Consider the following 24,348-nt stretch of genomic DNA (forward strand, 5'->3'; position numbering starts at 1 on the left):
CGGCCGCGGTTCACATCCGGGCGGCCTCGCGGCGCCTGGCCGGGGCATCCGGCGCGCCCAGCTCCAGCTCGATCACGAAGGCCCGCTCGGTGACCAGGTCGGCGGGGATCCGCCCATCGACGTAGCTGGCGTCGTCCAGGTCGAGACCGAGGTCGGTACGCCGCAGCTCGAGTTCCCGGCCGGAATCGAGGATCCGGGCCGCCGTCGGAACCCGCTCGGCGTCGCCGGGGAACCGGAGCCGCGCGATCCCGGTGACCGGCCGATTCAGCACCGTGAGGAAGATCCGGTCGTCGGTGCCGGTGAGCCAGCCCATCCCGGTCGGATCGAGGTCCACATGGCCCGCGTCGTGGATCGCGGCGGCATGGGCCGCGACCCAGGCGCCGAGCTCGGTGGCGATCTGCCCCTCGTGGGCGGTCATCCGGCCCGCGCCGTCGGGACCGAAGTTGATCACCAGGTTGCCGTCCATCGAGCGGCAACGCATCAGCAGCTCGATCAGGTCGTCGGTGGTCTTCAGGTAGTCATCGCCGGTGTCCCGGGTCCAGCCCCAGCCGTTGGGGCCGATGGTCATCACACAGTCCCAGTCGTTGCCGGCCAGCATCGCGTGGTCGGCGGGCAGTTTGCGCTCCCAGCCCTGCTCGTAGTCGCCGAGCAGCGCACCGTTGGAGTCGAAGTGCCGGGCGCCGTGCTCGTCGTTGCGGAACCGGGACCCGATGATCAGGCCGGGTCGACGCTCCCGCAGCTCCCGTTCCAACTGATAGGTGAACTCGTGGGAGGCGATCCACGCCTTCCCCCAGGTGCCGTCGAACCAGAGCCCGCGGGCCGCCGGATAGCGATCCAGCAGTTCCAGCAGCTGGCCGCGGGTGTAGCTGAGGAACTCCTGCCAGGCCGCGCGGCCCGCGTCGTCGGTAGGCACCTGGTCGGAGTAGCCGGGGTGGTGCCAGTCCAGCACCGAGAAGTAGAGGAAGACGTCGATACCCTCCGCGGTGTACGCGTCCACCACTTCGGCGACCAGGTCACGGCCCGCGGCCGGTGAGTTCGCGATCGAATAGTCCGAGTGGGCGGTCGGCCAGAGCGCGAACCCGTCGTGGTGCTTGGTGGTGAAGATGACGTACCGGGCGCCGAGCTGCTTGGCCTGTCTGGCCCACTGCCGGGCGTCCAGCTCGGTCGGGTCGAACTGCTCGTTCAGCCGGTCGTAGATCGCGGTCCAGCCGTCGGGGGCACTCGGCCCGCGCCAGGCCCGGATCCATTCCGAGGCCGGCGCACCATCGCGGGCGCTGACGCCCTGGTATTCGTTGCCCAGAATGGAATAGAGCCCGAAGTGGATGAACTGGCCCAGCCCGTAACGGCGGAACCGCTGCATCGCCTCGTCCTCGCGCTTGCTGACCTGGCTGCCGTGACGAAGGGGCACCGGCGCACGGTCCGAACGCTGTCGATTCTGCCAGGGGGACGTCGTCGTCATGGGGGCTCCGCGATCCTCGGGTAAGCGTTTTCCGCAGTCTAGCGCATCCGTTCATCGAGTAGCACCGCATGCGCAGCGAAGCGGAGCAATGCGGTGCGTGTCGAGATGAACCGCCGTGACCGGGTTCCTCTCGACACGGTCGCTGCGCGACCTACTCGAGGAGCGCGGTGGTGACGGTCGCTGCGCGACCTACTCGAGGAGCGTGGAGGTGACGGTCGCTGCGCGACCAACTCGCGGGGCCTGTGGCAGGGAACCGATGTGCACGGCTTCCCCGGCCTCAATAAGATTCACCGCATGACTGCTGAGCCCCAGACGACCCGCGTCCCCGACAAGCCCGCACTGGAGGGCCTGGAGGAGAAGTGGGCCGCGGTATGGGCCGAGCAGGGCACCTACGCATTCGTCCGGCCGCAGTCGCGGGAGCAGGTCTTCTCGATCGACACTCCCCCGCCGACGGTGTCCGGGTCGTTGCACGTCGGGCATGTGTTCTCCTACACCCACACCGATCTGGTCGCGCGCTACCAGCGGATGCGCGGCAAGGAGGTCTACTACCCGATCGGCTGGGACGACAACGGTCTGCCGACCGAGCGCCGGGTGCAGAACTACTACGGGGTGCGCTGCGATCCGTCGATCCCCTACGACGCCGACTTCACTCCGCCGGCCAAGCCGGACCCGAAGAAGCAGCAGCCGATCAGCCGGCGCAACTTCGTCGACCTGTGCCTGGAACTGACCGCGGTCGATGAGAAGGTCTTCGAGGACCTGTGGCGCCGGGTCGGCCTGTCGGTGGACTGGGACACCCTCTACGAGACCATCTCCGATGACTCCCGATCCATTGCCCAGAAGGCTTTCCTGCACAACCACGAGCGCGGGGAGGCGTACCTCTCCGAGGCCCCGACGCTGTGGGACGTGACCTTCCAGACCGCGGTCGCGCAGGCCGAGCTGGAGGCCCGCGACTACCCCGGGGCGTACCACAAGCTCGGCTTCGGGCTCACCCAGGCGGCCGGTCTCGACCCCGAGCTGTTCGCCGAGGACAAGGTGTGGATCGAGACCACCCGGCCCGAGCTGGTCGCCGCCTGCGTGGCGCTGATCGCGCACCCCGACGACGAGCGCTACCAGCCGCTGTTCGGCAAGTCCGTCACCTCCCCGGTCTTCGGTGTCGAACTTCCGGTGCTGGCCCACCCGGCCGCCGAGATGGACAAGGGCGCCGGCATCGCGATGTGCTGCACCTTCGGCGATCTGACCGACGTCACCTGGTGGCGCGAGCTGCGGCTGCCGACCCGGACCATCATCGGCCGCGACGGCCGGATCCTGCGGGAGCGGCCCGACTGGATCGACGACGAGCAGGCGTACGCCCAGATCGCCGGCAAGACCACCTTCTCCGCCGGCGAGACGATGGTGGAACTGCTCCGCGCCTCCGGCGAGATGGCCGGCGAGCCACAGCCGACCCAGCGCAAGGCGAACTTCTTCGAGAAGGGCGACAAGCCGCTGGAGATCGTCTCCACCCGGCAGTGGTACATCCGCAACGGCGGCCGCGACGACGACCTCAAGCAGGCGCTTCTCCAACGGGGCAAGGAAATCCGCTGGGTGCCCGAGCACATGCGGCACCGCTACGACAACTGGGTGAGCGGGCTGAACGGCGACTGGCTGATCTCGCGGCAGCGGTTCTTCGGCGTCCCGTTCCCGGTCTGGTACGCCCTGGACGAGGCCGGCGAACCCGACTACCAGAACCCGATCACCGCCGCCGAGGACACCCTGCCCGTCGACCCGAGCAGCGACTGCCCGCCCGGCTACACCGAGGAGCAGCGCGGCAAGCCCGGCGGCTTCATCGGCGACCCCGACGTGATGGACACCTGGGCGACCAGTTCGCTCTCCCCCGAGCTGGTCACCGGCTGGACCCGCGACGAGGAGCTGTTCAAGCTGACCTTCCCGATGGACATGGCTCCGCAGGCGCACGACATCATCCGCACCTGGCTGTTCTCCCGGGTGGTCCGGGCGCACTTCGAGTTCGACACCGTGCCCTGGCACACCGCGACCATCTCCGGCTTCGTGGTCGACCCGGACCGCAAGAAGATGTCCAAGTCCAAGGGCAATGTCGTGGTGCCCGATGACATCCTGAAGAAGTACGGCTCCGATGCCGTCCGCTGGCGGGCCGCGATGGCCCGGCCCGGGCTGGACTCCCCCTTCGACGAGTCGCAGATGAAGGTCGGCCGCCGACTGGCGATGAAGGTGCTGAACGCCTCCAAGTTCGTGCTGTCGATGGGTGAGGCCGACGGCGGGGAGCCGACCGCTGCGGTCGATCTGGCCCAGCTGGCCCGGTTGCGCGAGGTCGTCGAGCAGGCCACCGACGCATTCGAGCGGTTCGACTACACCAGCGCCCTGGAGGCCACCGAGACCTTCTTCTGGTCGTTCTGCGACGACTACCTGGAGCTGGTCAAGGAGCGGGCCTACGGCGCCGACGACTCCGATCCCGACGGCACCGCCTCGGCCCGCGCCACGCTGCGGCGCGCCCTCGGCGTACAGCTGCGGCTGCTGGCGCCGTTCCTGCCCTTCGTCACCGAGGAGGTGTGGAGCTGGTGGAAGTCGGGCTCGATCCATCGCGCTGCCTGGCCGAGCGTCGACGAGCTGCCGGCCGGAAACGCTGCCCTGGTTGACGATCTGGCCGCCGCGCTGATCGAGATCCGCGGTACCAAGTCGAACGCCAAGGTGTCGATGAAGACCCCGATCCTGAACGCCACGCTGACCGCGCCGGCCGAAGCGCTGGACCGCTTGCGCAGTGCCGAGGCGGACCTGCGCGCGGTGGGTCGGATCACCGGCCCGCTGGAGTGGACCGAGGGTGAGACGGTCGGTGTCGCCGCCGAGCTGGGGGAACCCCCGGCGAAGCGCTGAGCGGGCTTTCTAGACTGGGGAGCATGCGCGCCACACTGTTGAACGCTCCGGGTGACATCACCGTCGCCGAGGTCGACGATCCCAGGATCGAGGCGCCCAGCGACGCGGTGGTACGCCTCAGCCTGAGTTGTGTCTGCGGTTCGGATCTGCACAACTATCGCGGCCGGCGACCGTTCCAGGCGCCGCAGCGGATCGGGCACGAGTACTGCGGGGTGGTCGCCGAGGTCGGCCCGGAGGTGACCTCGGTACGCCCGGGCGACTTCGTGGTCGGCCCGTTCTTCTCCTGCGACAACACCTGCGCGAACTGTCGGGCCGGGTTCCAGTCGGCCTGCCTGAACCGGCAGTCGTACAACGGCTGCCAGGCCGAGGCGGTCCGGGTGCCGAACGCCGACGGCACCCTGGTCAAGCTGCCGGAGCAGCCGGACGAGGCGTTGCTGCCCTCGATCCTGGCCTGCTCCGATGTGCTCGGTACCGGTTGGCATGCGGCGAAGATGGCCGGCGTCGCGCCCGGGCAGACGGTGGCGGTGATCGGCGACGGGGCGGTCGGCCTCTGCGGCGTACTCGCGGCGAAACAGCAGGGCGCGGAACGGATCGTCGTCTCCAGCCGGCACGAGGACCGGGCCGCGCTGGCGCGGGAGTTCGGCGCCATCGACGTGCTCGCCGAGCGCGGTGAGGAGTTCGCCGCGAAGGTGCTGGAGATGACCGACGGGATCGGCGCGGATGCGGTGCTGGAATGCGTCGGTACCGAGGAATCGTTCGCACAGGCCTGCGCCTCGGCCCGGCCAGGCAGCATCGTCGGCTATGTCGGCGTACCGGTCGGGGTGAAGCTCGACCTGGCACCGTTCTTCAGCCGCAACATCGGCCTGCGCGGCGGGATGGCGCCGGTGCGGGAGTACCTCGACGATCTGGTCTCCCTGGTGCTGTCGGGCGCGATCGACCCGGGCAGGGTGTTCGACCTGACCCTGCCGCTGGACGAGGTCGCCGAGGCGTACAAGGCGATGGATTCCCGCCGCGCGATCAAGGTCGCCCTGACCCTCGACTGACGGCACCGGCGGTTGAGCGAGCGCAGCGAGTCGAAGCCCCGGTGACGCTCAGTCCCGGGGCAGCCGCGGGAAGTGGGTGCGGACCCGCCGCAGGGAGATCAGGATGCCGAGCCCGGACAGGACGCCGCCTAGCATCACGTACAGCGAGATCGGGGTGCTGCTGCCGAACTGGCGCAGCAGCGCGGTGGCGATGAACGAAGACAGGCCGCCGCCGAGCACCGCACCGAGGTTGTAGGACAGCGCGACGCCGGTGTAGCGGTGCGAGGGGTCGAAGAGGCTGACGTAGTACGCCGCCATCGGGCCGAAGATGAACGCCAGCCCGCTCATTCCGACGATCATCGCCACGTAGACCGCGGCAGGCTCGCGGGTGTTCAGCAGCAGGAAGTACGGGAATGCCCAGAGCACCTGGAAGATGGCGCCGGCGAGCATCACCTTGTTCAACCCCACCCGGTCGGCGATCCGGGAGGCGACGAAGCAGAAGATCAGCTGGCCCAGGGACGCGAACAGGCCGGCCATCAGGAAGACGTTGCGGTCCATCTTCAGCACCTGGGTGCCGTAGGCGTTGGTGAAGGTGATGATGACGAAGACGAACAGGTTGAACCCGAGGTTGACCAGGATGCCGGCGAACAGCATCGGGCCGGCCTTGGCGAGGACCGCGCCCAGCGGCACCTTGGGGGTGTCCGGGACTTCCTCCTTGAGCTCGCGGAAGACCGGGCTCTCCTCCAGCCCGAGCCGGATGTAGACGCCGAGGATCACCAGCACCGCCGAGGCCAGGAACGGGATCCGCCAGCCCCAGTCGGTGAACGCCGGCCCGGTCGCGGCGGCGGTGATCTGGAAGGCGACGATGCCGAGCAGCGAACCCATCGGCGAGCCCGCGGTGGCGGCGGCGCCGAAGAACGCCTTGCTGCCGACCGGGGCGTGCTCGGTCACCATCAAGAAGGCGCCGGATTGTTCGCCGCCCATGAAGAAGCCCTGCAGGGTACGCAGGATGACCAGCAGCACCGGGGCGAGCGGGCCGACGGTCTGGTAGGTCGGCAGCAGACCCATGCCGACGGTGCAGATGCCGGTGGCGACCAGGCAGATCACCAGCATCAGCCGGCGGGACACCCGGTCGCCGAAGTGGCCGAAGACCAGCCCGCCGAGCGGCCGCGGTACGAACCCGACGCCGAAGGTGAGGAAGGAGAGCAGTACGCCGGTGAGCGGGTCGGATTGCGGGAAGAACAGTTTCGGGAAGACCAGCCCGGAGGCGAGCCCGAAGATCAGGAAATCGTAGAGCTCGATCCCGGTACCGAAGCTGCTGGCGACCGCGACCCGGCGTACCTGCCTGGGATCGGAATGCAGTTTCTGATCCAGTGCCTGTTCGCTCATCGCTCTCCCCCTCGGCCGCCGTCGTTGGCTCGCCCATACTGGCCCTGTTCTCAGGGGGTGTCCAGAGACTCGCCCTACGTCGGCTGAGCGAGCGAGGTACGAGCGAGTCGAAGCCACGCACGTTCATCGAGTAGGAGCCCCGGCGGAACGTTCATCGAGTAGGAGAACCGGCGCAGCGAAGCGGAGCCGGGACTCCGTGTCGAGATGAACCCGACATCGCACCCGTCCGGTCCACTGCGAACCCTTCCCATGCGCGTGCGACGGGTTCGCAGTGGACCGAATGGGTTCGATGTGCGTCACCATCGATGTCACGGCGAGCCAAGCGGCCCGGTCCTCGCATCGGAGTTCGGTCCTCGCATGGTGTGCGATGCGAGAGCCGAAGTAGCGTGCGAGAACCAAGGGGCGTGCGGTCCGATCACCACACTCGCGCGGGGCGTACCGGCTCAGGCGCTCTTCTCGCGGCGCTCGCGCTTGCCGAACTCGGCGCGCGGGACGAGGGTCGGTACGACCGAGTCGGTGACGACCTCACCGGTGATGACCACCTGGGCGATGTCCTCGGCCGAGGGCACGTCGTACATCACGTTGAGCAGCACTTCTTCGAGGATGGCGCGCAGACCGCGGGCGCCGGTGCCGCGGGCCAGGGCCAGGTCGGCGACCGCCTCGACGGCCTCGTCGGTGAACTCCAGGTCGACGCCGTCCAGTTCGAAGAGCTTGCGGAACTGCTTGATCAGCGCATTGCGCGGCTCGACCAGGATCCGGATCAGCGCGTCACGGTCCAGCGGGGTGACCGAGGAGATCATCGGCAGCCGGCCGATGAACTCGGGGATCAGGCCGTATTTGACCAGGTCCTCGGGGCGTACCTGACCGAACGGATCGTCCGAGTCGGGGCGGCGGGCCTCTTCGTCGTTGTTGAAGCCGATCGGGCGCTTGCCGACCCGGGCGTCGATGATGTGGTCCAGCCCGGCGAAGGCGCCGCCGACGATGAACAGCACGTTGGTGGTGTCGATCTGGATGAAGTCCTGATGGGGGTGCTTGCGGCCACCCTGCGGGGGCACGCTGGCGGTGGTGCCCTCGAGGATCTTCAGCAGCGCCTGCTGCACGCCCTCACCGGACACGTCGCGGGTGATCGAGGGGTTCTCCGACTTGCGGGCGACCTTGTCGATCTCGTCGATGTAGATGATGCCGGTCTCGGCCTTCTTCACATCGAAATCCGCGGCCTGGATCAGTTTGAGCAGGATGTTCTCGACATCCTCACCGACGTAGCCGGCCTCGGTGAGTGCGGTGGCGTCGGCCATCGCGAACGGCACGTTGAGCATCTTGGCCAGGGTCTGCGCCAGATAGGTCTTGCCGCAGCCGGTCGGGCCGATGAGCAGGATGTTGGATTTGCCCAGCTCGACGCCGTCGTCCTCGGCGGCGCGGCGGGCGGGGGTGGCGGCCTGCGCCTGCACCCGCTTGTAGTGGTTGTAGACCGCGACGGCGAGCGCCTTCTTGGCATCGCCCTGGCCGATCACGTACGCATCCAGGAATTCGCGGATCTGGTGCGGCTTGGGCAGCTCGTCCAGCAGGCCGACGTCGGAGCCCTCGGAGAACTCCTCCTCGATGATCTCGTTGCAGAGATCGATGCACTCGTCGCAGATGTAGACCCCGGGGCCCGCGATGAGCTTCTTGACCTGCTTCTGGCTCTTGCCGCAGAAGTTGCACTTCAGCAGGTCACCGCTCTCGCCGATGCGTGCCATCTCTCAAACCTTTCCGCGGACGTTGCCTCACCCTAACTCGGGCCCGGTCCGCCGATCGCGACCATTTCGCCCCGCGGTCGGTGACCTGAGGGATACGACGCTACCTGTCCGAGGCGACAAACCCGAGGGGTGACTCCCGGGTGTTCGCTATCGGCGTGAATGCGAAGCGGCTCGCGCGCCGAACTGGGCGCGCGAGCCGCCTGGAACAATCAGGCGTCCTTGAGGGACTGCAGCACGTCGTCGATCAGGCCGTACTCCTTGGCCTGCTCGGCGGTGAGGTACTTGTCCCGGTCGACGTCGCTGCTGATCTGTTCCGGGGACTGGCCCGTCGCGTCGGCCAGCATCTGCTCCATCAGGCTGCGGATCCGCAGGATCTCGTTGGCCTGGATCTCCAGGTCCGAGGACTGCCCGTAGGTGCCCTGGCCCATCGACGGCTGGTGGATCAGGATCGTCGAGTTCGGCAGCGCGAGCCGCTTGCCCTTGGTCCCGGCGGCCAGCAGGACGGCGGCCGCGGAGGCGGCCATGCCCAGGCAGATCGTCTGGATGTCCGGCTTGATGTAGCGCATCGTGTCGTAGATCGCGGTCATCGCGGTGAACGAGCCACCGGGGCTGTTGATGTACATGCTGATGGGCCGGTCGGGGTCCATCGACTGCAGGCACAGCAGTTCGGCCATGATCGCGTTGGCCAGGTCGTCGCTCACCGGGTCGCCGAGGAAGATGATCCGGTCCTCGAAGAGCTTGGCGAACGGGTCCACCCGCCGGAAGCCGTAGGAGGTGCGCTCCTCCCACTGCGGGATGTAGTGGTTGGCGTCCGGTCCGCTCGGGGCGAGTCCTCCGGGGCGTACGCCTCCGTTCATCCGGGCGCCGCCGCGGGCCTGCACCTTCATGGACTGTTCCTGGTTGAACCGGGCGAGGTTCTCGTAGTTCATGGTGTCCCTCCTCACTGGTTCGATGTCACTGATTCGGCGCGTCTTCGCCGCGCGGGATCTGGGACGCGTTCTCGTAGACGTGGTCGATGAAGCCGTATTCCTTCGCCTGCTCGGCGGTGAACCAGCGGTCCCGGTCGGAGTCGGCGTTGATCTGCTCGACGGTCTGCCCGGTGTGCTGGGCGATCAGCTCGGCCATCACCTTCTTGATGTGCAGCGACTGCTCCGCCTGGATCCGGATGTCGGAGGCCGTACCGCCGAGGCCGCCGGAGGGCTGGTGCATCATGATCCGGCTGTGCGGCAGCGCGTACCGCTTGCCCGGCGTACCCGCCGACAGCAGGAACTGCCCCATCGAGGCCGCCAGGCCCATCGCCACGGTGGCGACATCGTTGGAGATCCACTGCATGGTGTCGAAGATCGCCATGCCCGAGTCCACCGAACCGCCGGGGCTGTTGATGTAGAGGTAGATGTCCTTGTCGGGATCCTCGGCGTTCAGCAGCAGCATCTGCGCGGTGATCGCGTTGGCGTTCTCGTCGCGGACCTCGGACCCCAGGAAGATGATCCGGTTGGCCAGCAGCGACTGGTACACGTTGTCGGTCATGCTCGGACCGCCACCGTTGGCGGCGGCTCGGATGAGCGCTGGATTCTCTGGGATGTTGTTCACGAAACCGAAACTACCGGGCGGCGTCGGCAAACCTGAGCGATCTCGGCGCATGTTCGCTGTGGGCGCACCCACGCCGGCCGGGCGTACCGCGTCAGGAGGCCCGGGGCGCGGGCTCCCCGGCGCCGCTGCTCACCGCGCGGGTGACCGAGGCCGGGGCGCCGAGTTCGCGGGAGATCTCCCGGGTGGTCTCGAGCAGCTTCGGCAGGTGCTTCGAGAGCTCGGCGATGGTGGCATGGTGGGTGAACGCGGTGATCGACAGGGCGCCGACCACCTCGCCCTGCGAGCCGAAGACCGGTGCGGCGATGCAGTTGGAGAACTCCTCGTACTCCCCGTCGTCGCTGGACCAGCCGCGCTCGGCGACCTCGGCGAGCACCGTACGCAACTGCTTGGGCGCGGTGATGGTGTGGTCGGTGTACTTCTCGAAGCTGGCGCGGGCGATGATCTCCTCCCGCTGCTCCGGTTCGAGGTAGGCCAGGATCGACTTGCTGACCCCGGCGGTATGGATCACCACTTCCCCGCCGATCCGGGTGTTCAGCGTGATCGAGGACGGCGGTTCGATCTTGTCCACATAGATCAGCCGGTCCTTCTGCGGGACGGCCAGCTGGACGGTGAACCCGACCTCGTCGCTGAGCCGCTGCAGATAGGGATGCACCAGCGCGCGCAGGTCGAACTGCTCCACCGCCCGGGACGCCAGCCCGGCCAGCCGGAAGCCGACGCCGTAGTGCCCGTTGCCGACATTGCGCAGGAAGCCGGAGCCCTCGAGGGTCTGGATCAACCGCAGCGCGGTGGTGCGGTGGGTGCCCAGCACGTCGGCCAGTTCCTGCGCCGTGCTGGGCCGCTCGCTGCACCGTTCGAGGATGGTGATCGCCCGCTGCACCGTCTGCGACATCAGTGCTCCTCCCCTGGCTCGGCTGACCGTGATTCTCTCATGCCCCGCTCCCGCTCAGCCGAAGTACTGCCCGCCGTTGATGTCGACGATGGTGCCGGTGACGAACCCGGCGCCGTCCTCGGTCAGCCAGCCGACCGCCTGGGCCACGTCGGCGGGTACGCCGGCCCGGCCGGCGGGGATGGTGGCGATGGTCTGCCGCTTGGAGTCCTCGCTGGTGAAGGTGGAATGGAACGGGGTGTCCTCGATGAACCCGGGGGCGACCGCGTTGACGGTGATCTGCTCCGGCGCGAGCTCCTTGGCCAGCCCGCGGGTGAAGCCGAACAGCGCGGCCTTCGAGGTGGCGTACGCCGTCGCCCCGGGGTGGCCGCCGTTGCGGCCGGCCAGCGAGGCCATGTTCACGATCCGCCCGCCCGGGCGGCGCAGCAGCGGCAGCATCGCGTGGGTGACCAGGAAGGTGGAGTCGAGGTTGGTGGCGAGGACGGTACGCCACAGAGCCAGCTCCATCTCCGCGATCGTCGCGCGCTGGATCAGCCCGCCGACATTGTTGACCAGGACGTCCAGGGTGCCGAACTCGCGCCGGATGGTGGCGGCCAGTTCGTCGACCTGGTCGGGCTCGGTCACGTCGACCTGGAGTGCCAGTGCCGGCTGTCCGGATCCCTCCTGCAGGCCGGCGAGTGCGGCGTCATCGGGCCGGTGGGTCCGGTAGGTGATCGCGATCCGGGCGCCCCGGTGCGCGAGTTCCTGGGCGATCGCCAGGCCGATGCCGACACCGCCGCCGGTGATCAGGGCGGTACGGCCGTCGAGGGTGCGGTTCATCTGTTGCTCCTTGTTTTCTTTGTCTGCAAGCGATTCGCGGATGCCGGCCGCGCTCAGCGGTCGACCACCTGGACCCGGCCCTCGGGCCGCCGGCCGGCGTAGGCGATGGTGGCGACGGCGGTGAGGACGAGCAGGCCGGCCAGGAAGAACAGGCTCACCCTGGTACCGCCGGTGGCCTGGTTGATCAGGCCGACGGCATACGGGGCGACGAACCCGCCGACGTTGCCGACCGCGTTGACCAGGCCGATGCCGGCCGCTGCGGCCGCCCCGACGAAGACCGAGGCGGGCATCGCCAGCAGCGGCGCAGTGGCCGAGTAGACCCCATCGCGGCGATGGTCAGGAAGAACAGCGCGAGGACCGGTGAGCTGCCGGCGGCGAGGCCGGCGGCGACCAGTCCGACGGCGGCGAGCACCATCGATGCGGCGGCGTGCGCGGCGCGCAGCCCGGTGCGGTCGGAGTTGCGTGCCCACAGATAGAGGAAGATCGCCGCGGCACCGTAGGGGATCACCGAGATCAGTCCGACCTGGATGGTGGAGAACTGACCGAGGGACTTGATCACCGTCGGCAGCCACAGGCCGAAACCGTAGATGCCGCAGACCATGCCGAAGTTGAGCATCGCGTACGCCCAGACGCGGGAGTCCTTGAGCCCGTCGAGGAAGCGGCCGTGCCCGGTCTGCGCGACCAAGGAGTTCTCGTGGGCGATCGTCGAGGTGAGCCAGCCGCGTTCGGTCTCGCTCAGCCAGCTGGCCTCCTCGGGCCGGTCGGTGAGCAGTCTGGGTACCAGCACGCCCAGCACGATCGCCGGGACGCCCTCGATGATGAACAGCCACTGCCAGTCCTGGACGCCCAGGAACTCGGGCATCGCCAGGATGGCTCCGGACAGCGGCGCGCCGATGGCGTTCGAGATCGGCTGGGCCAGGATGAAGGTGCCGAGCACGGTGACCCGCACCTTCTGCGGGAACCAGAGCGTCAGATAGAAGATCATCGCCGGGAAGAAGCCGGCCTCCGCGACGCCCAGCAGGAAGCGCAGCACCGCGAACGAGGTGGGTCCGGTGGTGAAGATCATCGCGGTGGAGACGATCCCCCAGGAGATCATGATCCGCGCGATCCACTTCCGGGCGCCGAAGTGCACCATGCCGGCATTGCTGGGCACCTCGAACAGTGCGTACCCGATGAAGAACACACCCGCCCCGAAACCGAAGGCCGCCTCGGTGAGCCCGACATCGGGACCCATCGTCAGCTTCGCGAACCCCACATTGTTCCGGTCCAGGAAGGCGATGAAGTACAGCACCGCGATGATCGGCAGCAACCGCCGCCGGACCTTGCTCAGCGTCGCCCGCTCGACGCTTTTCATATCGGGGCCGGCCGTGGGGCCGGGAACTGCTGAGGTCGACATCGAAGCTCCTTTGCTGTGATGTTCGCGTTGTGCAACATATGCACTTACTGTGCAAATGTAGTTCGCGCGAAAACAGGAGTCAACCAGCTGTCGTGCCAGGCATGGCGAGGTACGCCCGCCGGTGCGGCGGGGCGTGGGGATTTCGGACGCGGGGATCCCGGGGCGTCACCTCAGGATCCGGTCAGGGCCTCCCGGACCGCGGCCAGCGCGGCCGACTGTTCGGCCCGCTCCGGGCGGACCAGGACCAGATCCCGGGTCGGTGCATTGCGCAGCGGCACCGCGGCCAGGCCGGTCGGCAGGTCGGCGGCGAGCAGGCCGGGCACCAGGGCCAGCCCCAGTCCGCTGGAGACATAGGCGACCCGCGCCGCATGGTCGGGCGCCCGGCGTACCCGCCGCGGCCGCAGCCCCGCATCGGCCGCGACCCGACGCAGCAGGCCCTGGTCACCGACGGCCTCCACCCAGGTCTGATCGGCGAGCTCGGCCAGCGCGACCGGTACGCCCGCCGCGGCGGCCGGGTGGCCGGCCGGGGCGAGCAGCCGCAACTCATCGGTGAGCACCGGTTCGGCGACCAACCCGGGCCGGGGCCGGTCGTCGGGGCCGGCGAGCACCACCGCCGCATCCAGCTCACCGGCGGCCAGCGCCCCGATCAGCCCGCTGGCCGAACCCTGCCGCAGTGCCACGGCCAACCTGGGTCGGGTCCGCTCCAGCACCGCCAGCGCCGGAACCACCAACGAGGCGGTCGCCGAGGGCACACTCCCCAGCCGTAACCGCACCTCCGCCTCCGCGGCCTCCGCGACGTCGACCCGCGCCTGCGCCACCGACCGCACCACCTCCCGGGCGTGCGGCAGCAGCGCCTCGCCGTGCCGGGTCAATCGGATGCCACGGGCGACCCGCTCCAACAGCGGTACGCCGAGATCGGCCTCCAGCGCCTGCAACTGCCGCGACAGCGCCGACTGGGAGTAACCGAGCTCCGCGGCGGCCCGGGAGATCGAGCCGGTCCGGGCGACCGCGGCGAAGGTGCGCAGCTGGGTGAGTTCCACCCGGCCAGCGTAGATCGAGCCATGCGTGCGATGCATGATGAGGCTGCGTTTCTTGCGCTTGTCGCAGGCCTCGGCCGGTACCAGACTCAACGGGTGCCGCACTCTTCGACCTCCCGCACCCCGGACCGCACCTGGCTCGTCGCACTCGCTGCCGCGATGTGGGGCTTCTCCGGGTTGTTGCGCTCGCCGCTCTCCAAGGAGTACGCCTCCACCTCGATCGTGCTGGGCGAGCACGTGCTGCTGGTGCTGCTCACCTCTCCCCTGCTGATCGGGGCACTGCGGGCCTGGTGGCGGGCGAGCCTGCGGACCAGGATCGCCACCCTGGTGATCGGTGCGGGGTCCTCGGCGCTGGCGACGGTGATGTTCACCCTGGCCTTCCGCTACGGCGACCCGATCACCCCGCAGGTGCTGCAGAAACTGCAGCCGCTGATCGCGATCACCTTCGCCGCCCTGCTGCTCGGCGAGCGGCTGCGGCCGAAGTTCTGGCTCTTCCTGGCACCGGCGGTCGCGGGCGCCTGGCTGCTGGCGTTCCCGAACCCGCTCTCGGTCGGAGTGAAGTCGCTGATCCCCGCCCTGCTCGGCCTCGGTTCGGCCGCGCTCTGGGCACTGGGCACCGTGCTCGGCCGGCTGGCCAGCACCGAGCTGAAGTTCTTCCAGGTCACCGCGCTGCGCTTCTTCTTCGGCATGCTGACCCTGCTGATCGTGGCACTGGGTACCGGGGCCCCGCTGGTGCTGCCGGTGAGCACCTGGCCGCGGCTGCTGTCGCTCGCCCTGGTACCGGGGTTGCTGGCGCTGGTGCTCTACTACTACGGGCTGCGCTCCACCCCGGCCGCCCGCGCCACCCTGGCCGAGCTGGCGTTCCCGCTGACCGCCGCCGCGGTCGGGGTGTTCATCCAGCACGCCAGCCTGTCGGCGACCCAGTGGGTCGGGTTCGTCGTGGTGCTGGCCACCGTGGTCGCACTGGCCTGGCATGAGCACCGCAGCCGGGTACCGGCGGTGGCGGCGGCCTCGTCGCCGCGGCAACCCGACCGCGTCCCAGCGGACACCCGCTGAGGCGTACGCCCGGACGCGCTCTAGAGTGCGAACCATGATCCAGATCGGTTACAAGGCCTCCGCCGAACAGTTCGGCCCCCGACGACTCGCCGACTATGCGGTGCAGGCCGAGGAACTCGGCTTCGATTCGGTCACCATCTCCGATCATTTCCAACCCTGGCGGCACAAGGGCGGGCACGCCCCCAACTCGCTGGCCTGGCTCTCCCACGTCGGCGCACGCACCGAACGGGTGCTGCTCGGCACCTCGGTGCTCACCCCGACCTTCCGCTACAACCCGGCAGTGCTGGCGCAGTTCTTCGCCACCATGGGCTGCCTCTATCCGGGCCGGGTGATGCTCGGCGTGGGCACCGGTGAGGCCCTCAACGAGATCGCCGTCGGCCTGCCCGAATGGCCGGATTTCAAGGAGCGGTTCGCCCGGCTGCGCGAGTCGGTACGCCTGATGCGCGCGCTGTGGACCCAGGACCGGGTCACCTTCGAGGGCGATTACTACCGCACCGTGGACGCGATGATCTACGACCGCCCCGACCAGCCGATCCCGGTCTACGTGGCCGCCGGCGGGCCGACCATGGCCAAGTACGCGGGCCGTCAGGGCGACGGGTTCATCTGCACCTCCGGCAAGGGCGCCGAGCTCTACCGCGACCAGCTGGTACCGGCGGTCAAGGAGGGCGCCGAACTGAACAAGCGCGAGTTCGACTCGATCGACCGGATGATCGAGATCAAGCTCTCCTACGACCCGGATCCCGAACGGGCACTGGAGAACACCCGGTTCTGGGCGCCGCTGTCGCTGACCAAGGAGCAGAAGCACGACATCACCGACCCCGAGGAGATGGAGGAGGCGGCCGACGCGCTGCCGATCGAGCAGGTCGCCAAGCGCTGGATCGTGGCCTCCACCCCGGAACAGGCCATCGAGGGGCTGAAGTTCTACACCGATCTCGGCTTCAACCACCTGGTCTTCCACGCCCCCGGTGACGACCAGTCCCGCTTCCTGACCACCTTCTCCGAACAGGTGATGGCCGGCGCCCGCGAACTCGGCTGAGCGAGTACGCGGATCTGCCACTGCGCTGGTCAGCGGCAGCGCCGCCCTGGCGATGAGGTGCGCGAGGTGGCACCGGGCTGACGCGTCACTGCGTCGCCCGGAAACGCCTCCCGGGATCAAGCATCCAGAACAGGGGCATCAGGACAGTGGCCAGCGCGAGCAGAAGTCCCCCGATCCAGTCAGACCCAACGGTGCCGCGCCGGTTCCGCACGAGCCAGATCAGGAGCGGCAATCCGAGATACCCGACGAATGTCGTGAGCGTCATGGTGCCGCCCTGCAGGCCCACCGCGAGCGCGAGCCAGAACGTCGAGTAGACCCGGGCGTTCACACCGAGCTGAACCAATGTGATGATCCAGAAGCTGATGAACAAGATCACCCACCCATAGCCGAGCAGCCACTCATGCGCGAGAGACCACTCGTTGGCAATCGTCAGCCAACCCATGTCGACACCGACGCTCTCCAGAGCCAACCTGACGACATCCAATGGGCGCATCCCGACGAATAGGCCGACTAGCGCAACGACTCCGGCGGCGGCGCAGGCATACGGATAGGCCATGCTGAGGATCGGACGGGATCGTGCGAACTCGATCCCCTGCTTCGCGACGGTAGCCAACTCCATGATCGCCTCCTTGCCTCGGTCGATCTGAAGTCTGCAGGTCGCCACTGACAGTCCACCCCAAACCCGAAAAATGACCATGGAATATTCGCACTTATATCCGAATACTTCGGATGAGGGGCCGAATATTCCATGATCATTCATTGAGACCCGGGAGAAGACGACGCGGCCCGCCCCCGAGGGGACGGGCCGCTTTCGCGTACCAGGTCTGAACCGGCCGATCAGGCCTTGTCGTCGGCCTTCGCCTCGTCGGCCTTGTCGCCCGACTCATCGGCGCGGGCCTCGGTCTCACCGGCCTCCGCCTCAGCAGCCTCCGCCTCGGCGTCCTCGGCCTCCGGGTCGGCGTAGGTGCCGTCACCGCGCAGGTTGGCCAGGTTCAGGTCCTCGCCGTCGGGGCCGGTGACCTTCGCGGCCTCGACCATCAGCGCGAGCGCCTTGCCGCGGCGGATCTCGGTCATCCACTCGGCCATGTGGTTGTGCTCCATCATGTGCTGCGCCTCCTGCTCGGGGGAGGTGCCGCTCTGCTGGGCCTTGCGGATGATGTGCTGGGTCAGGTCGTTCTGGTCCACCCCGACCTCACGGTCGTCGGCGATCTTGTCCAGCACCAGCTGGGCCTTCAGCGCATCGCGGGAGCGGGTGTCGACCTCGGCCCAGAACTCCTCGGCGGTCTGCTCGGTCTCGCCGTCCTCGAGGTACTGGTCCAGGGTCAGCCCGGCCTGGGCCAGCTGGCCGTTGATCTGCTCGTGGCGGGCCTGCACCTCGGCCTCGATCAGCTTCTCCGGCAGGTCCATCTCGACCTTCTCGATGACCGCCTCGAGGACCTTGTCCCGGGCGTTGGCGGCCTGCTCGAGCCGGCTCATCCGAACCAGGTTCTCCGACAGGTCGGCCTTCATCTCCTCGACGGAGTCGAACTCCGAGACCAGCTGGGCGAACTCGTCGTCGATCTCCGGCAGCTCCTGCTGCTGGACCTTCTGCACGGTCACCTTGATGTCGGCCTGCTCGCCGCGCAGCGGGCCGCCGACCAGCTCGGAGGTGAAGGTGACCTCCTCGCCGGCGGACTTGCCGGTGACGGCCTCGTCCAGGCCGTCCAGCATGCCGCCGGAGCCGAGGGTGTAGGTGATGCCCTCGGCGGTCGCCTCGGCCAGCTCCTCACCGTTCTTGGAGCCGACCAGATCGAGGGTGACCACGTCGCCCTCGGCGGCCGGGCGGTCCACGTCCACCTGGGTGGCGAAGCGCTCACGCAGGGTCTGCAGCTGGGTCTCGAGCTGCTCGTCGCCGACCTCGGGCTTCTCCACCTCGACGGTGATCGACTCGAAGTCGGGCACCTCGAACTCGGGCCGGACGTCGACCTCGGCGGTGAATTCGACCAGCTCGTTGTCCTCGAGCTTGGTCACCTCGACCTCGGGCTCGCCGAGCGGGTTGAGGTTGTTCTCGGTGACGGCCTTGCCGTAGAGCTCGGGCAGCGAGGAGTTGATCGCCTCCTGCAGCACCACACCCCGGCCGAAGCGCTGGTCGATGACCATCGGCGGGACCTTGCCGGCCCGGAAGCCGGGAATGTTGACCTGGCCCGCGATGTCGCGGTACGCCTTGTCCAGGGCGGGCTTCAGCTCGGCGAAGGGCACCTCGACGGTGATCTTGACCCGGGACGGGCTCAGCTGCTCAACGGTGCTTGGCAAGGTCTACTCCTGATCAAATGATTCCTGGATTCCGGTACGCCGGGCGTACCGCTCACTGCCCCCGCAGGGGCACACCCGCGCAATGCTATCGCCCACCCGGCAGCGCGAGGCAAATGCCGATCCGGCCGGTTGCCCGGCACCGGCGGTGGATGGGTCGGGGCGACAGGACTCGAACCTGCGATCTCCTGCTCCCAAAGCAGGCGCGCTAGCCACTACGCTACGCCCCGGCGCGAACGCGCCCCCGCAGTGTAACCCGCGGAGGCGACGCTTCGCCCAATCGAACCGGGTCGGCCTCAGGCCGCCTTCGGCATCTTCGGGGCGTAGAAGATGATCCGGCTGTCCCAGTTCTCGCGTTCCTTGTTGAAGTCCCAGCAGATCATGATCGCCAGCTGCGCCGGGCCGGTCGGGTTGAAGAAGACGCCGGAGGCCGGGTCGTAGGTCTTCTCCCAGACCTTGAGGTTGTTGGTGTAGCGGTAGCAGACCTGCTTGCCCTCACCGTCGGAGATCTTGATGACATCGCCCTCCTTGAGGGCCTTGTTGCCACCGTCATAGAGCTGGTTCCCCAGCGCGTTTCCGGTCTGGTAGGTGTGGATCGTCAGGATCACGTTGCCCTGGGCCGAGCCGACCTCGGGGCTGCCGTTGTACCAGGCGGTGGTGTTCGACGCGCTCTTCGGCGGGGCGCCGGGGTTGCCGGCCTCGTCCTTGCCGACGGTGATCATCGGCGAATCGACGCCGATCCGCTCGACAGTCAGCTTCTTGGGGTCCTTGATGTCCTCATCGGTGTTGGTGCACGACTCGGTGGCCGGCGTCTTGCTCCCGGTGGGCGATGCGGGCGGGGCCGCGGTGCTGGTGGTCGCGACGGGGGTCGGCTCGGAGCTCTCGAAGCTCGGCTCCTGCGGGGCCGGATTCGGCGTGGCCGCCACCTCGGTGGTGGTCTGCTTGGGGCCGAAGGCGAAGATCGCCCCCACCACCACGATGGCCACGACGACCAGGCCCAGGACGACCTGGACGACTCGGTTCTTCAGAAACTGCATTTCTCCCACTCCCCCGACGCTCCGGCACTTGCAGGGTAGTCGCTGAACCGGCCAGGCCCCAATCAGCGCCACCGCGCAGGATGCGGAAATCTCCGTCTGGAGCGGATGACGGGAATCGAACCCGCGTAGCCAGTTTGGAAGACTGGGGCTCTACCATTGAGCTACATCCGCGCGCACGCAACCGTGCGGCGTACAGCATAGCCCAACCGGGCGGTCCTCGGATCGCACGCCGGCCGCCCGCGATGCGGCAGACTGACCCCGTGACCGACGATCGACGCTCCTCCCTCGCCCGGCGACTGCTGCCCGGGGGCAGCGAGCCGGATCCCCGGTTCACGCTGGCCAATGAGCGCACCTTCCTCGCCTGGATCCGCACCTCGCTGGCGCTGCTCGGCGGCGGTGTCGCCCTGGAGGCGTTCACCTTCGACATCTTCCATCCCGAGCTGCGACGGGCCGCGTCGCTGATCCTGGTGATCACCGCGCTGGTGATGGCGGGCACCGCGGTCGGGCGCTGGCTCCGGGTGGAGCGAGCGATGCGGGAGAACCGGCCGTTGCCGATGCCGAGCATGGTGCCGATCCTCGGACTCGGCGTGCTGCTCTCCGCCGCGGCCCTGGCCTTCATCGTCGCCACGGCCCGATGAGGCGGCGCTGATGTCCACCAGGGTCCCCAGCCACGACGACCCCGGGCTGCAACCCGAGCGCACCACACTGGCCTGGAGCCGCACCGCGATGGCGCTGTTCCTGGTCGGGTTGCTGCTGTTGCGCTACGTCGGCCACTACGGGCCCTGGGTGCTCACCGCGGTGGGGCTGATCAGCGTGGTCGCCCTGATCACCTCACTCACCCATCGGGTCCGGCACCGCCGCGGTGTGCACAGCATCAGCGACGACACCCTGCAGCCACCGATCTGGTCGGTGCTGCTGCTCGGCGGCAGCGTCGGGTTGTTCGCGCTGGTCGCCCTGATCGTCATCCTGGTGAAGGGCTGAGGCATGGATTGGAACAGCATCAACTGGGCCCAGGTCTGGTCGATCGTGGTGGTGATCATCGACTACGGGATCAAGATCGTCGCGGTCGGCACCGTGCCGGAGAACCGCTCCCCCTCCTCGTCCTCGGCCTGGCTGCTGATCATCCTGCTGGTACCGATCGTCGGGTTGCCGCTGTACCTGCTGATCGGCAGTCCCTATCTGCGCGGGAAACGGCGCGAGATCCAGGCGTACGCCACCAGGGCGCTCGCGGGCCGGCTCGAACCGGACCCGGACTACCCGCCCGGCTTCACCGCGCCGCCGGGGGTGGCCTCGATCGCCCGCGGCAACCGGGAACTCACCTCGTTCCCGATGATCACCGGCCACTGCCGCCGGGTGCTGCCCACCGACGTCTCCTTCGACGAGATGGCCGCGGCCGTCGAGGCCGCCCAGCACACCGTGCACGCGGAGTTCTACATCATGTCCTGGGATTCGGTGACCGACCGCTTCTGCACCGCGCTCACCGATGCGGCCGCCCGTGGGGTGACGGTCCGGGTGCTGTTCGACCAGCTCGGCAGCCAGGGCTACCCGGAGTACAAGAAGCTTCAGACCGGGCTGACCGCCGCCGGCGTCCAGTGGCACGCGATGATGCCGCTGCACCCGCTGCGTGGCCAATGGCGCCGGCCCGATCTGCGCAATCACCGCAAGCTGCTGATCGTCGACGACGAGGTGGCGTTCATGGGGTCGATGAACATGATCGACCCGACCTATCTGAAGGCGAAGAATCGCCGCCGGAACCTGCACTGGCTGGATCTGAACGTCGAGGTCTCCGGGCCGATCGTTGCCCAGCTCGCCCAGGTGTTCGCGCTCGACTGGTTCCAGGAGACCGAGGAGCTCGTCCGCGACCGCGACGACGAGGCCGCCTCCGCGCACGAGCACAGCACGATGGCCCCGATGCAGCTGGTGCCCTCGGGTCCGGGCTTCCGCACCGAACCGAACCTGCGGATGTTCGTCGGCCTGGTCAATCTTGCCCAGCGTGAGCTGGATCTGGTCAGCCCGTATTTCGTGCCCGACGAGGCGCTGATGCTGGCCATCACCACCGCGGCCCAGCGCGGCGTCCGGGTGCGGTTTGTACGCCTCGGAGCGCGGGGACCAGTTCATGGTGCACCACGCCCAGCAGTCCTACTACGACGCGCTGCTGGAGGCGGGTGTGCACATCCACCTCTATCGGGCGCCGACGATCCTGCACACCAAGCTGATGGTGGTGGACAACCAGCTCGCGGTGATCGGGTCGTCCAACATGGACATGCGCTCGTTCTTCCTCGACTTCGAGGTGTCGCTGTTCGCGGTCGATCCGGAGATGATCCACGACCTGGAGAGCGTGCTGCAGGACTACCGGGACAACTCCTTCGAGCTGATGCTTTCCCAGTGGCGCAAGCGATCGGTGTGGGTGCGCTACACCGACAACGTGATGCGGTTGACCTCGGCGGTGATGTGACCGCCGAGCCTCAGTACTGGTTGGCCACGAACAGGTCCTGGGCCGGGAAACGGGTGAGCACCTCGGTGCCGTATTCGGTGACCACCACCTCCTCCTCGATCCGGGCCGCGGAGATGCCGTCGGAGGCCGGACAGTAGGTCTCCATCGCGAACACCATGCCCGGACGCAGCTCGACCGGGTCGGCGAAGGAGTTCAACCGGGAGATGATCGGCCGCTCGTGCAGCCCCAACCCCAGCCCGTGCGCGAACTGCAACCCGAACGCCGCCAGCTCGTTCTCGAAGCCGAAATCGGTGGCCTTCGGCAGCACCGCGGCGACCTGGTCCGAGCCCACTCCGGGCCGGATGGCATCGAGGGCCCGATCCATCCATTCCCTTGCCTGCTTGTACGCATCGCGCTGCGGCTCGGTCGCCCAGCCCACCCCGAAGGTGCGGTAGTAGCAGGTGCGGTAGCCGTTGAAGGAATGGATGATGTCGAAGAACGCCTGGTCCCCGGGGCGGATGATCCGATCGGTGAAATTGTGCGGATGCGGGTTGCAGCGCTCGCCGGAGATCGCGTTGATCGCCTCCACCTGATCGCTGCCGTATTCGTAGAGCCGCTTGTTGGCGAGCGCGACGATCTCGTTCTCCCGGACACCGGGTTTCAACGCCTCGACGATGTCCTGATAGACCCCGTCGACCATCGCCGCCGCCTGGTTGAGCAGCATGATCTCATCGGCGCTCTTGATCACCCGGGCATCCAGCATGTGCTGCTGGGCATCCACCACCCGCAACCCCTGGCGCTGCATCTCGAACAGGAACGGCGGTTCCACCAGATCCACCCCGACCGGCGCATCCGCCAGCCCGCGCTCGTTCAACAGCGAGCGGATCTCCTCGATCGCGGTCCGCATCAACCCGGTCGGCTCCGGGGCGACCGCCCCCTTGAAACCGAGGAAACCGGGCCGGTGGTTCTCGGTGGGCAGCCAGTCGGAATAGAGCTGGTGATGCTTCACCGCCGACCCGAAATCCCACAGGATCGGCTCCGCGTCCCGCATCAGCAACGCGTAGCGGATCATCTTGTCGCCCAGCGCGCCACCGATCCAGGTCTGGGTGGTGTAGCGGATGTTGTAGAAGTCGAAGAGCAGGAAGGCTCCGCATTCGCTGCTCTCCAACGCTTCCCTGGCCCGACCCAGGCGGTAGTTGCGCAACCGGTCGAAGTCGACCCGGTGCTCGTAATCGACGCCGAGCTGACCGGGGGCGCCGAGCGGGCGGACCCCGGCCGGCCGCTGCGACGGCCGCTCGAAATCAGTCGCCGGCCGGTGCTGCTGCGCCGCGCTCACCGATCGGCCTCCAGCCCGTCGCTGACCTCGACGTCTTCGGCCCGCAACGGCAGTCCGGCACCGCGGGCCACGGTCAGCAGCAAGGTGGCGAAGTCCTGTTCGACGTTGTCGTTGCCCACCTCCTGGGCGACGATGTTGCGGGTCAGTCCGGCGACCGGCATCGGTACGCCGAGTTGGTACCCGGCCTCCAGCCCGAGGTCGAAATCCTTCTGCAGCAGCACATTGGTGAAGGTCGGGGTGAAATCCAGGTTCACGAATGCGGGGGTCTTGTAGCGGGTGAAGGTTGACCCCAGCACCGAGTCGTTGAGGAAGTCGAGGAAGGCCGCGCGGCTCACCCCGCCCTTCTCGGCGAGCACGGTGATCTCGGCCAGCGACTGGGTGACCACGCCGAGGAACACGTTGTGGGCGATCTTCACCAGTCGGGCGGCCTCCCCCTCCCCCACGTAGGTGACACCTCGGCCGAAGACCTGCAGCACCGGTTCCACCTGGTCGAAGACCTGGCGGGGACCGGAGACGGCCACCGTCAGCTTGCCGGCGGCGATCACCGAGGGATTGCCGCTGACCGGAGTGGCCAGCAGCTCGGTGCCGCGCTCGGCGGCGGCCTTGCGCAGGATCTCACTGGCCTCGGCCGAAACCGTCGAGGAGTCGGCGATCACACCAGGGGCGTGCTCGGGGTGGGTGAGCAGGCCGTCGGGGCCGGTGGTCACGGCCGCCAGGTCGGCGGGTGCGGAGACCATGCTGAACACGATGTCCCGATCGGCGAGGCCGACCGGTTTCGGGGCGAACTTCGCCCCCTGGGCCACCAGCGGGTCGGCCTTGGCCGCGGTGCGGTTGTAGACGGTCACGTCGTAACCGGCGGCGAGCAACCGCAGCACCAGCTGCGCGCCCATCCGTCCGGTGCCGATCCAGCCGATGGTTGGCCTGTCGGTCATCGATCTTCCTT

General features: G+C 68.3%; 20 protein-coding genes, 2 tRNA genes and 1 pseudogene. 7 read left to right on the forward strand and 16 right to left on the reverse strand.

Annotation, left to right across the window (positions count from 1 at the left end; translation table 11 throughout):
- Positions 1 to 10 precede the first annotated feature (10 nt).
- The gene (locus BI335_RS15820) at positions 11 to 1,408 is read right to left on the reverse strand and encodes an alpha-L-fucosidase (protein WP_229119641.1); all 1,398 of its coding nucleotides are present in this window, start codon (positions 1,406 to 1,408) and stop codon (positions 11 to 13) included.
- A gap of 345 nt (positions 1,409 to 1,753) precedes the next feature.
- Here BI335_RS15820 and valS point away from each other — a divergent pair, with 345 nt between their 5' ends.
- Positions 1,754 to 4,342, forward strand: a complete 2,589-nt coding sequence (gene valS, locus BI335_RS15825) for a valine--tRNA ligase (RefSeq protein ID WP_094432062.1) — start codon at positions 1,754 to 1,756, stop codon at positions 4,340 to 4,342.
- 23 nt (positions 4,343 to 4,365) lie between these two features.
- A complete protein-coding gene (locus BI335_RS15830) occupies positions 4,366 to 5,385 on the forward strand; it encodes a zinc-dependent alcohol dehydrogenase family protein (RefSeq protein WP_094432064.1) in 1,020 nt (339 codons plus the stop codon).
- 48 nt (positions 5,386 to 5,433) lie between these two features.
- Here the strand turns inward: BI335_RS15830 and BI335_RS15835 are convergent, their stop codons facing one another.
- From BI335_RS15835 to BI335_RS15870, 8 genes are all read right to left on the reverse strand, one after another.
- Complete coding sequence (locus BI335_RS15835) at positions 5,434 to 6,753, reverse strand: MFS transporter (RefSeq protein WP_094432066.1); 1,320 nt, start codon at positions 6,751 to 6,753, stop codon at positions 5,434 to 5,436.
- A 443-nt stretch (positions 6,754 to 7,196) separates the two neighbouring features.
- The gene (gene clpX, locus BI335_RS15840; RefSeq protein WP_094432068.1) at positions 7,197 to 8,489 is read right to left on the reverse strand and encodes an ATP-dependent Clp protease ATP-binding subunit ClpX; all 1,293 of its coding nucleotides are present in this window, start codon (positions 8,487 to 8,489) and stop codon (positions 7,197 to 7,199) included.
- 209 nt (positions 8,490 to 8,698) lie between these two features.
- On the reverse strand, positions 8,699 to 9,376 hold the full coding sequence (locus BI335_RS15845) for an ATP-dependent Clp protease proteolytic subunit (protein WP_172421931.1): 678 nt from the start codon (positions 9,374 to 9,376) through the stop codon (positions 8,699 to 8,701).
- 67 nt (positions 9,377 to 9,443) lie between these two features.
- Complete coding sequence (locus BI335_RS15850; protein WP_094355907.1) at positions 9,444 to 10,016, reverse strand: ATP-dependent Clp protease proteolytic subunit; 573 nt, start codon at positions 10,014 to 10,016, stop codon at positions 9,444 to 9,446.
- Between the two features lie 154 nt (positions 10,017 to 10,170).
- Positions 10,171 to 10,968 carry an IclR family transcriptional regulator gene (locus BI335_RS15855; RefSeq protein ID WP_094432072.1) on the reverse strand — a complete coding sequence of 266 codons (798 nt, stop codon included), beginning with the start codon at positions 10,966 to 10,968 and terminating at the stop codon, positions 10,171 to 10,173.
- Positions 10,969 to 11,022: 54 nt separating this feature from the next.
- Positions 11,023 to 11,784, reverse strand: a complete 762-nt coding sequence (locus BI335_RS15860) for an SDR family NAD(P)-dependent oxidoreductase (protein WP_094432074.1) — start codon at positions 11,782 to 11,784, stop codon at positions 11,023 to 11,025.
- 184 nt (positions 11,785 to 11,968) lie between these two features.
- A complete protein-coding gene (locus BI335_RS15865) occupies positions 11,969 to 13,180 on the reverse strand; it encodes an MFS transporter (protein WP_229119642.1) in 1,212 nt (403 codons plus the stop codon).
- Between the two features lie 170 nt (positions 13,181 to 13,350).
- Positions 13,351 to 14,220, reverse strand: coding sequence for a LysR family transcriptional regulator (locus tag BI335_RS15870; protein WP_166646833.1), 870 nt, complete (start codon positions 14,218 to 14,220; stop codon positions 13,351 to 13,353).
- 93 nt (positions 14,221 to 14,313) lie between these two features.
- Here BI335_RS15870 and BI335_RS15875 point away from each other — a divergent pair, with 93 nt between their 5' ends.
- Together BI335_RS15875 and fgd are read left to right on the forward strand one after the other, a co-directional pair.
- A complete protein-coding gene (locus tag BI335_RS15875; protein ID WP_208109323.1) occupies positions 14,314 to 15,273 on the forward strand; it encodes a DMT family transporter in 960 nt (319 codons plus the stop codon).
- Between the two features lie 34 nt (positions 15,274 to 15,307).
- A complete protein-coding gene (gene fgd / locus BI335_RS15880) occupies positions 15,308 to 16,309 on the forward strand; it encodes a glucose-6-phosphate dehydrogenase (coenzyme-F420) (RefSeq protein WP_094355904.1) in 1,002 nt (333 codons plus the stop codon).
- Positions 16,310 to 16,394: 85 nt separating this feature from the next.
- On the opposite strand, the gene BI335_RS15885 is transcribed toward fgd, so the two are convergent.
- The 5 genes from BI335_RS15885 to BI335_RS15905 form a co-directional block, all read right to left on the reverse strand.
- Positions 16,395 to 16,928, reverse strand: coding sequence for a hypothetical protein (locus tag BI335_RS15885; protein ID WP_094432079.1), 534 nt, complete (start codon positions 16,926 to 16,928; stop codon positions 16,395 to 16,397).
- A 218-nt stretch (positions 16,929 to 17,146) separates the two neighbouring features.
- Positions 17,147 to 18,601, reverse strand: a complete 1,455-nt coding sequence (tig, locus tag BI335_RS15890) for a trigger factor (RefSeq protein WP_094432081.1) — start codon at positions 18,599 to 18,601, stop codon at positions 17,147 to 17,149.
- A gap of 154 nt (positions 18,602 to 18,755) precedes the next feature.
- Positions 18,756 to 18,828, reverse strand: a tRNA-Pro gene (locus BI335_RS15895).
- Between the two features lie 66 nt (positions 18,829 to 18,894).
- A complete protein-coding gene (locus BI335_RS15900; protein WP_094403913.1) occupies positions 18,895 to 19,635 on the reverse strand; it encodes a class F sortase in 741 nt (246 codons plus the stop codon).
- A 97-nt stretch (positions 19,636 to 19,732) separates the two neighbouring features.
- Positions 19,733 to 19,806, reverse strand: a tRNA-Gly gene (locus BI335_RS15905).
- Positions 19,807 to 19,895: 89 nt separating this feature from the next.
- On the opposite strand from BI335_RS15905, the gene BI335_RS15910 reads away from it, so the two are divergent.
- From BI335_RS15910 to BI335_RS22135, 3 genes and pseudogenes are all read left to right on the forward strand, one after another.
- On the forward strand, positions 19,896 to 20,273 hold the full coding sequence (locus BI335_RS15910) for a YidH family protein (protein WP_229118141.1): 378 nt from the start codon (positions 19,896 to 19,898) through the stop codon (positions 20,271 to 20,273).
- Positions 20,274 to 20,283: 10 nt separating this feature from the next.
- The gene (locus tag BI335_RS15915) at positions 20,284 to 20,616 is read left to right on the forward strand and encodes a DUF202 domain-containing protein (protein WP_094432083.1); all 333 of its coding nucleotides are present in this window, start codon (positions 20,284 to 20,286) and stop codon (positions 20,614 to 20,616) included.
- 3 nt (positions 20,617 to 20,619) lie between these two features.
- Positions 20,620 to 21,456: pseudogene (locus BI335_RS22135) on the forward strand (phospholipase D-like domain-containing protein); the annotation flags it as partial.
- Between the two features lie 644 nt (positions 21,457 to 22,100).
- On the opposite strand, the gene BI335_RS15925 reads toward BI335_RS22135, so the two are convergent.
- Both BI335_RS15925 and BI335_RS15930 read right to left on the reverse strand, forming a co-directional pair.
- Complete coding sequence (locus BI335_RS15925) at positions 22,101 to 23,405, reverse strand: M24 family metallopeptidase (protein WP_094432085.1); 1,305 nt, start codon at positions 23,403 to 23,405, stop codon at positions 22,101 to 22,103.
- On the reverse strand, positions 23,402 to 24,337 hold the full coding sequence (locus tag BI335_RS15930; protein WP_094432088.1) for an NAD(P)-dependent oxidoreductase: 936 nt from the start codon (positions 24,335 to 24,337) through the stop codon (positions 23,402 to 23,404). The genes BI335_RS15925 and BI335_RS15930 overlap by 4 nt, the downstream gene beginning before the upstream one ends.
- Positions 24,338 to 24,348 lie beyond the last annotated feature (11 nt).

Origin of the sequence: Enemella evansiae (assembly GCF_002250705.1) — a bacterium.
GTDB lineage: Bacteria > Actinomycetota > Actinomycetes > Propionibacteriales > Propionibacteriaceae > Enemella > Enemella evansiae.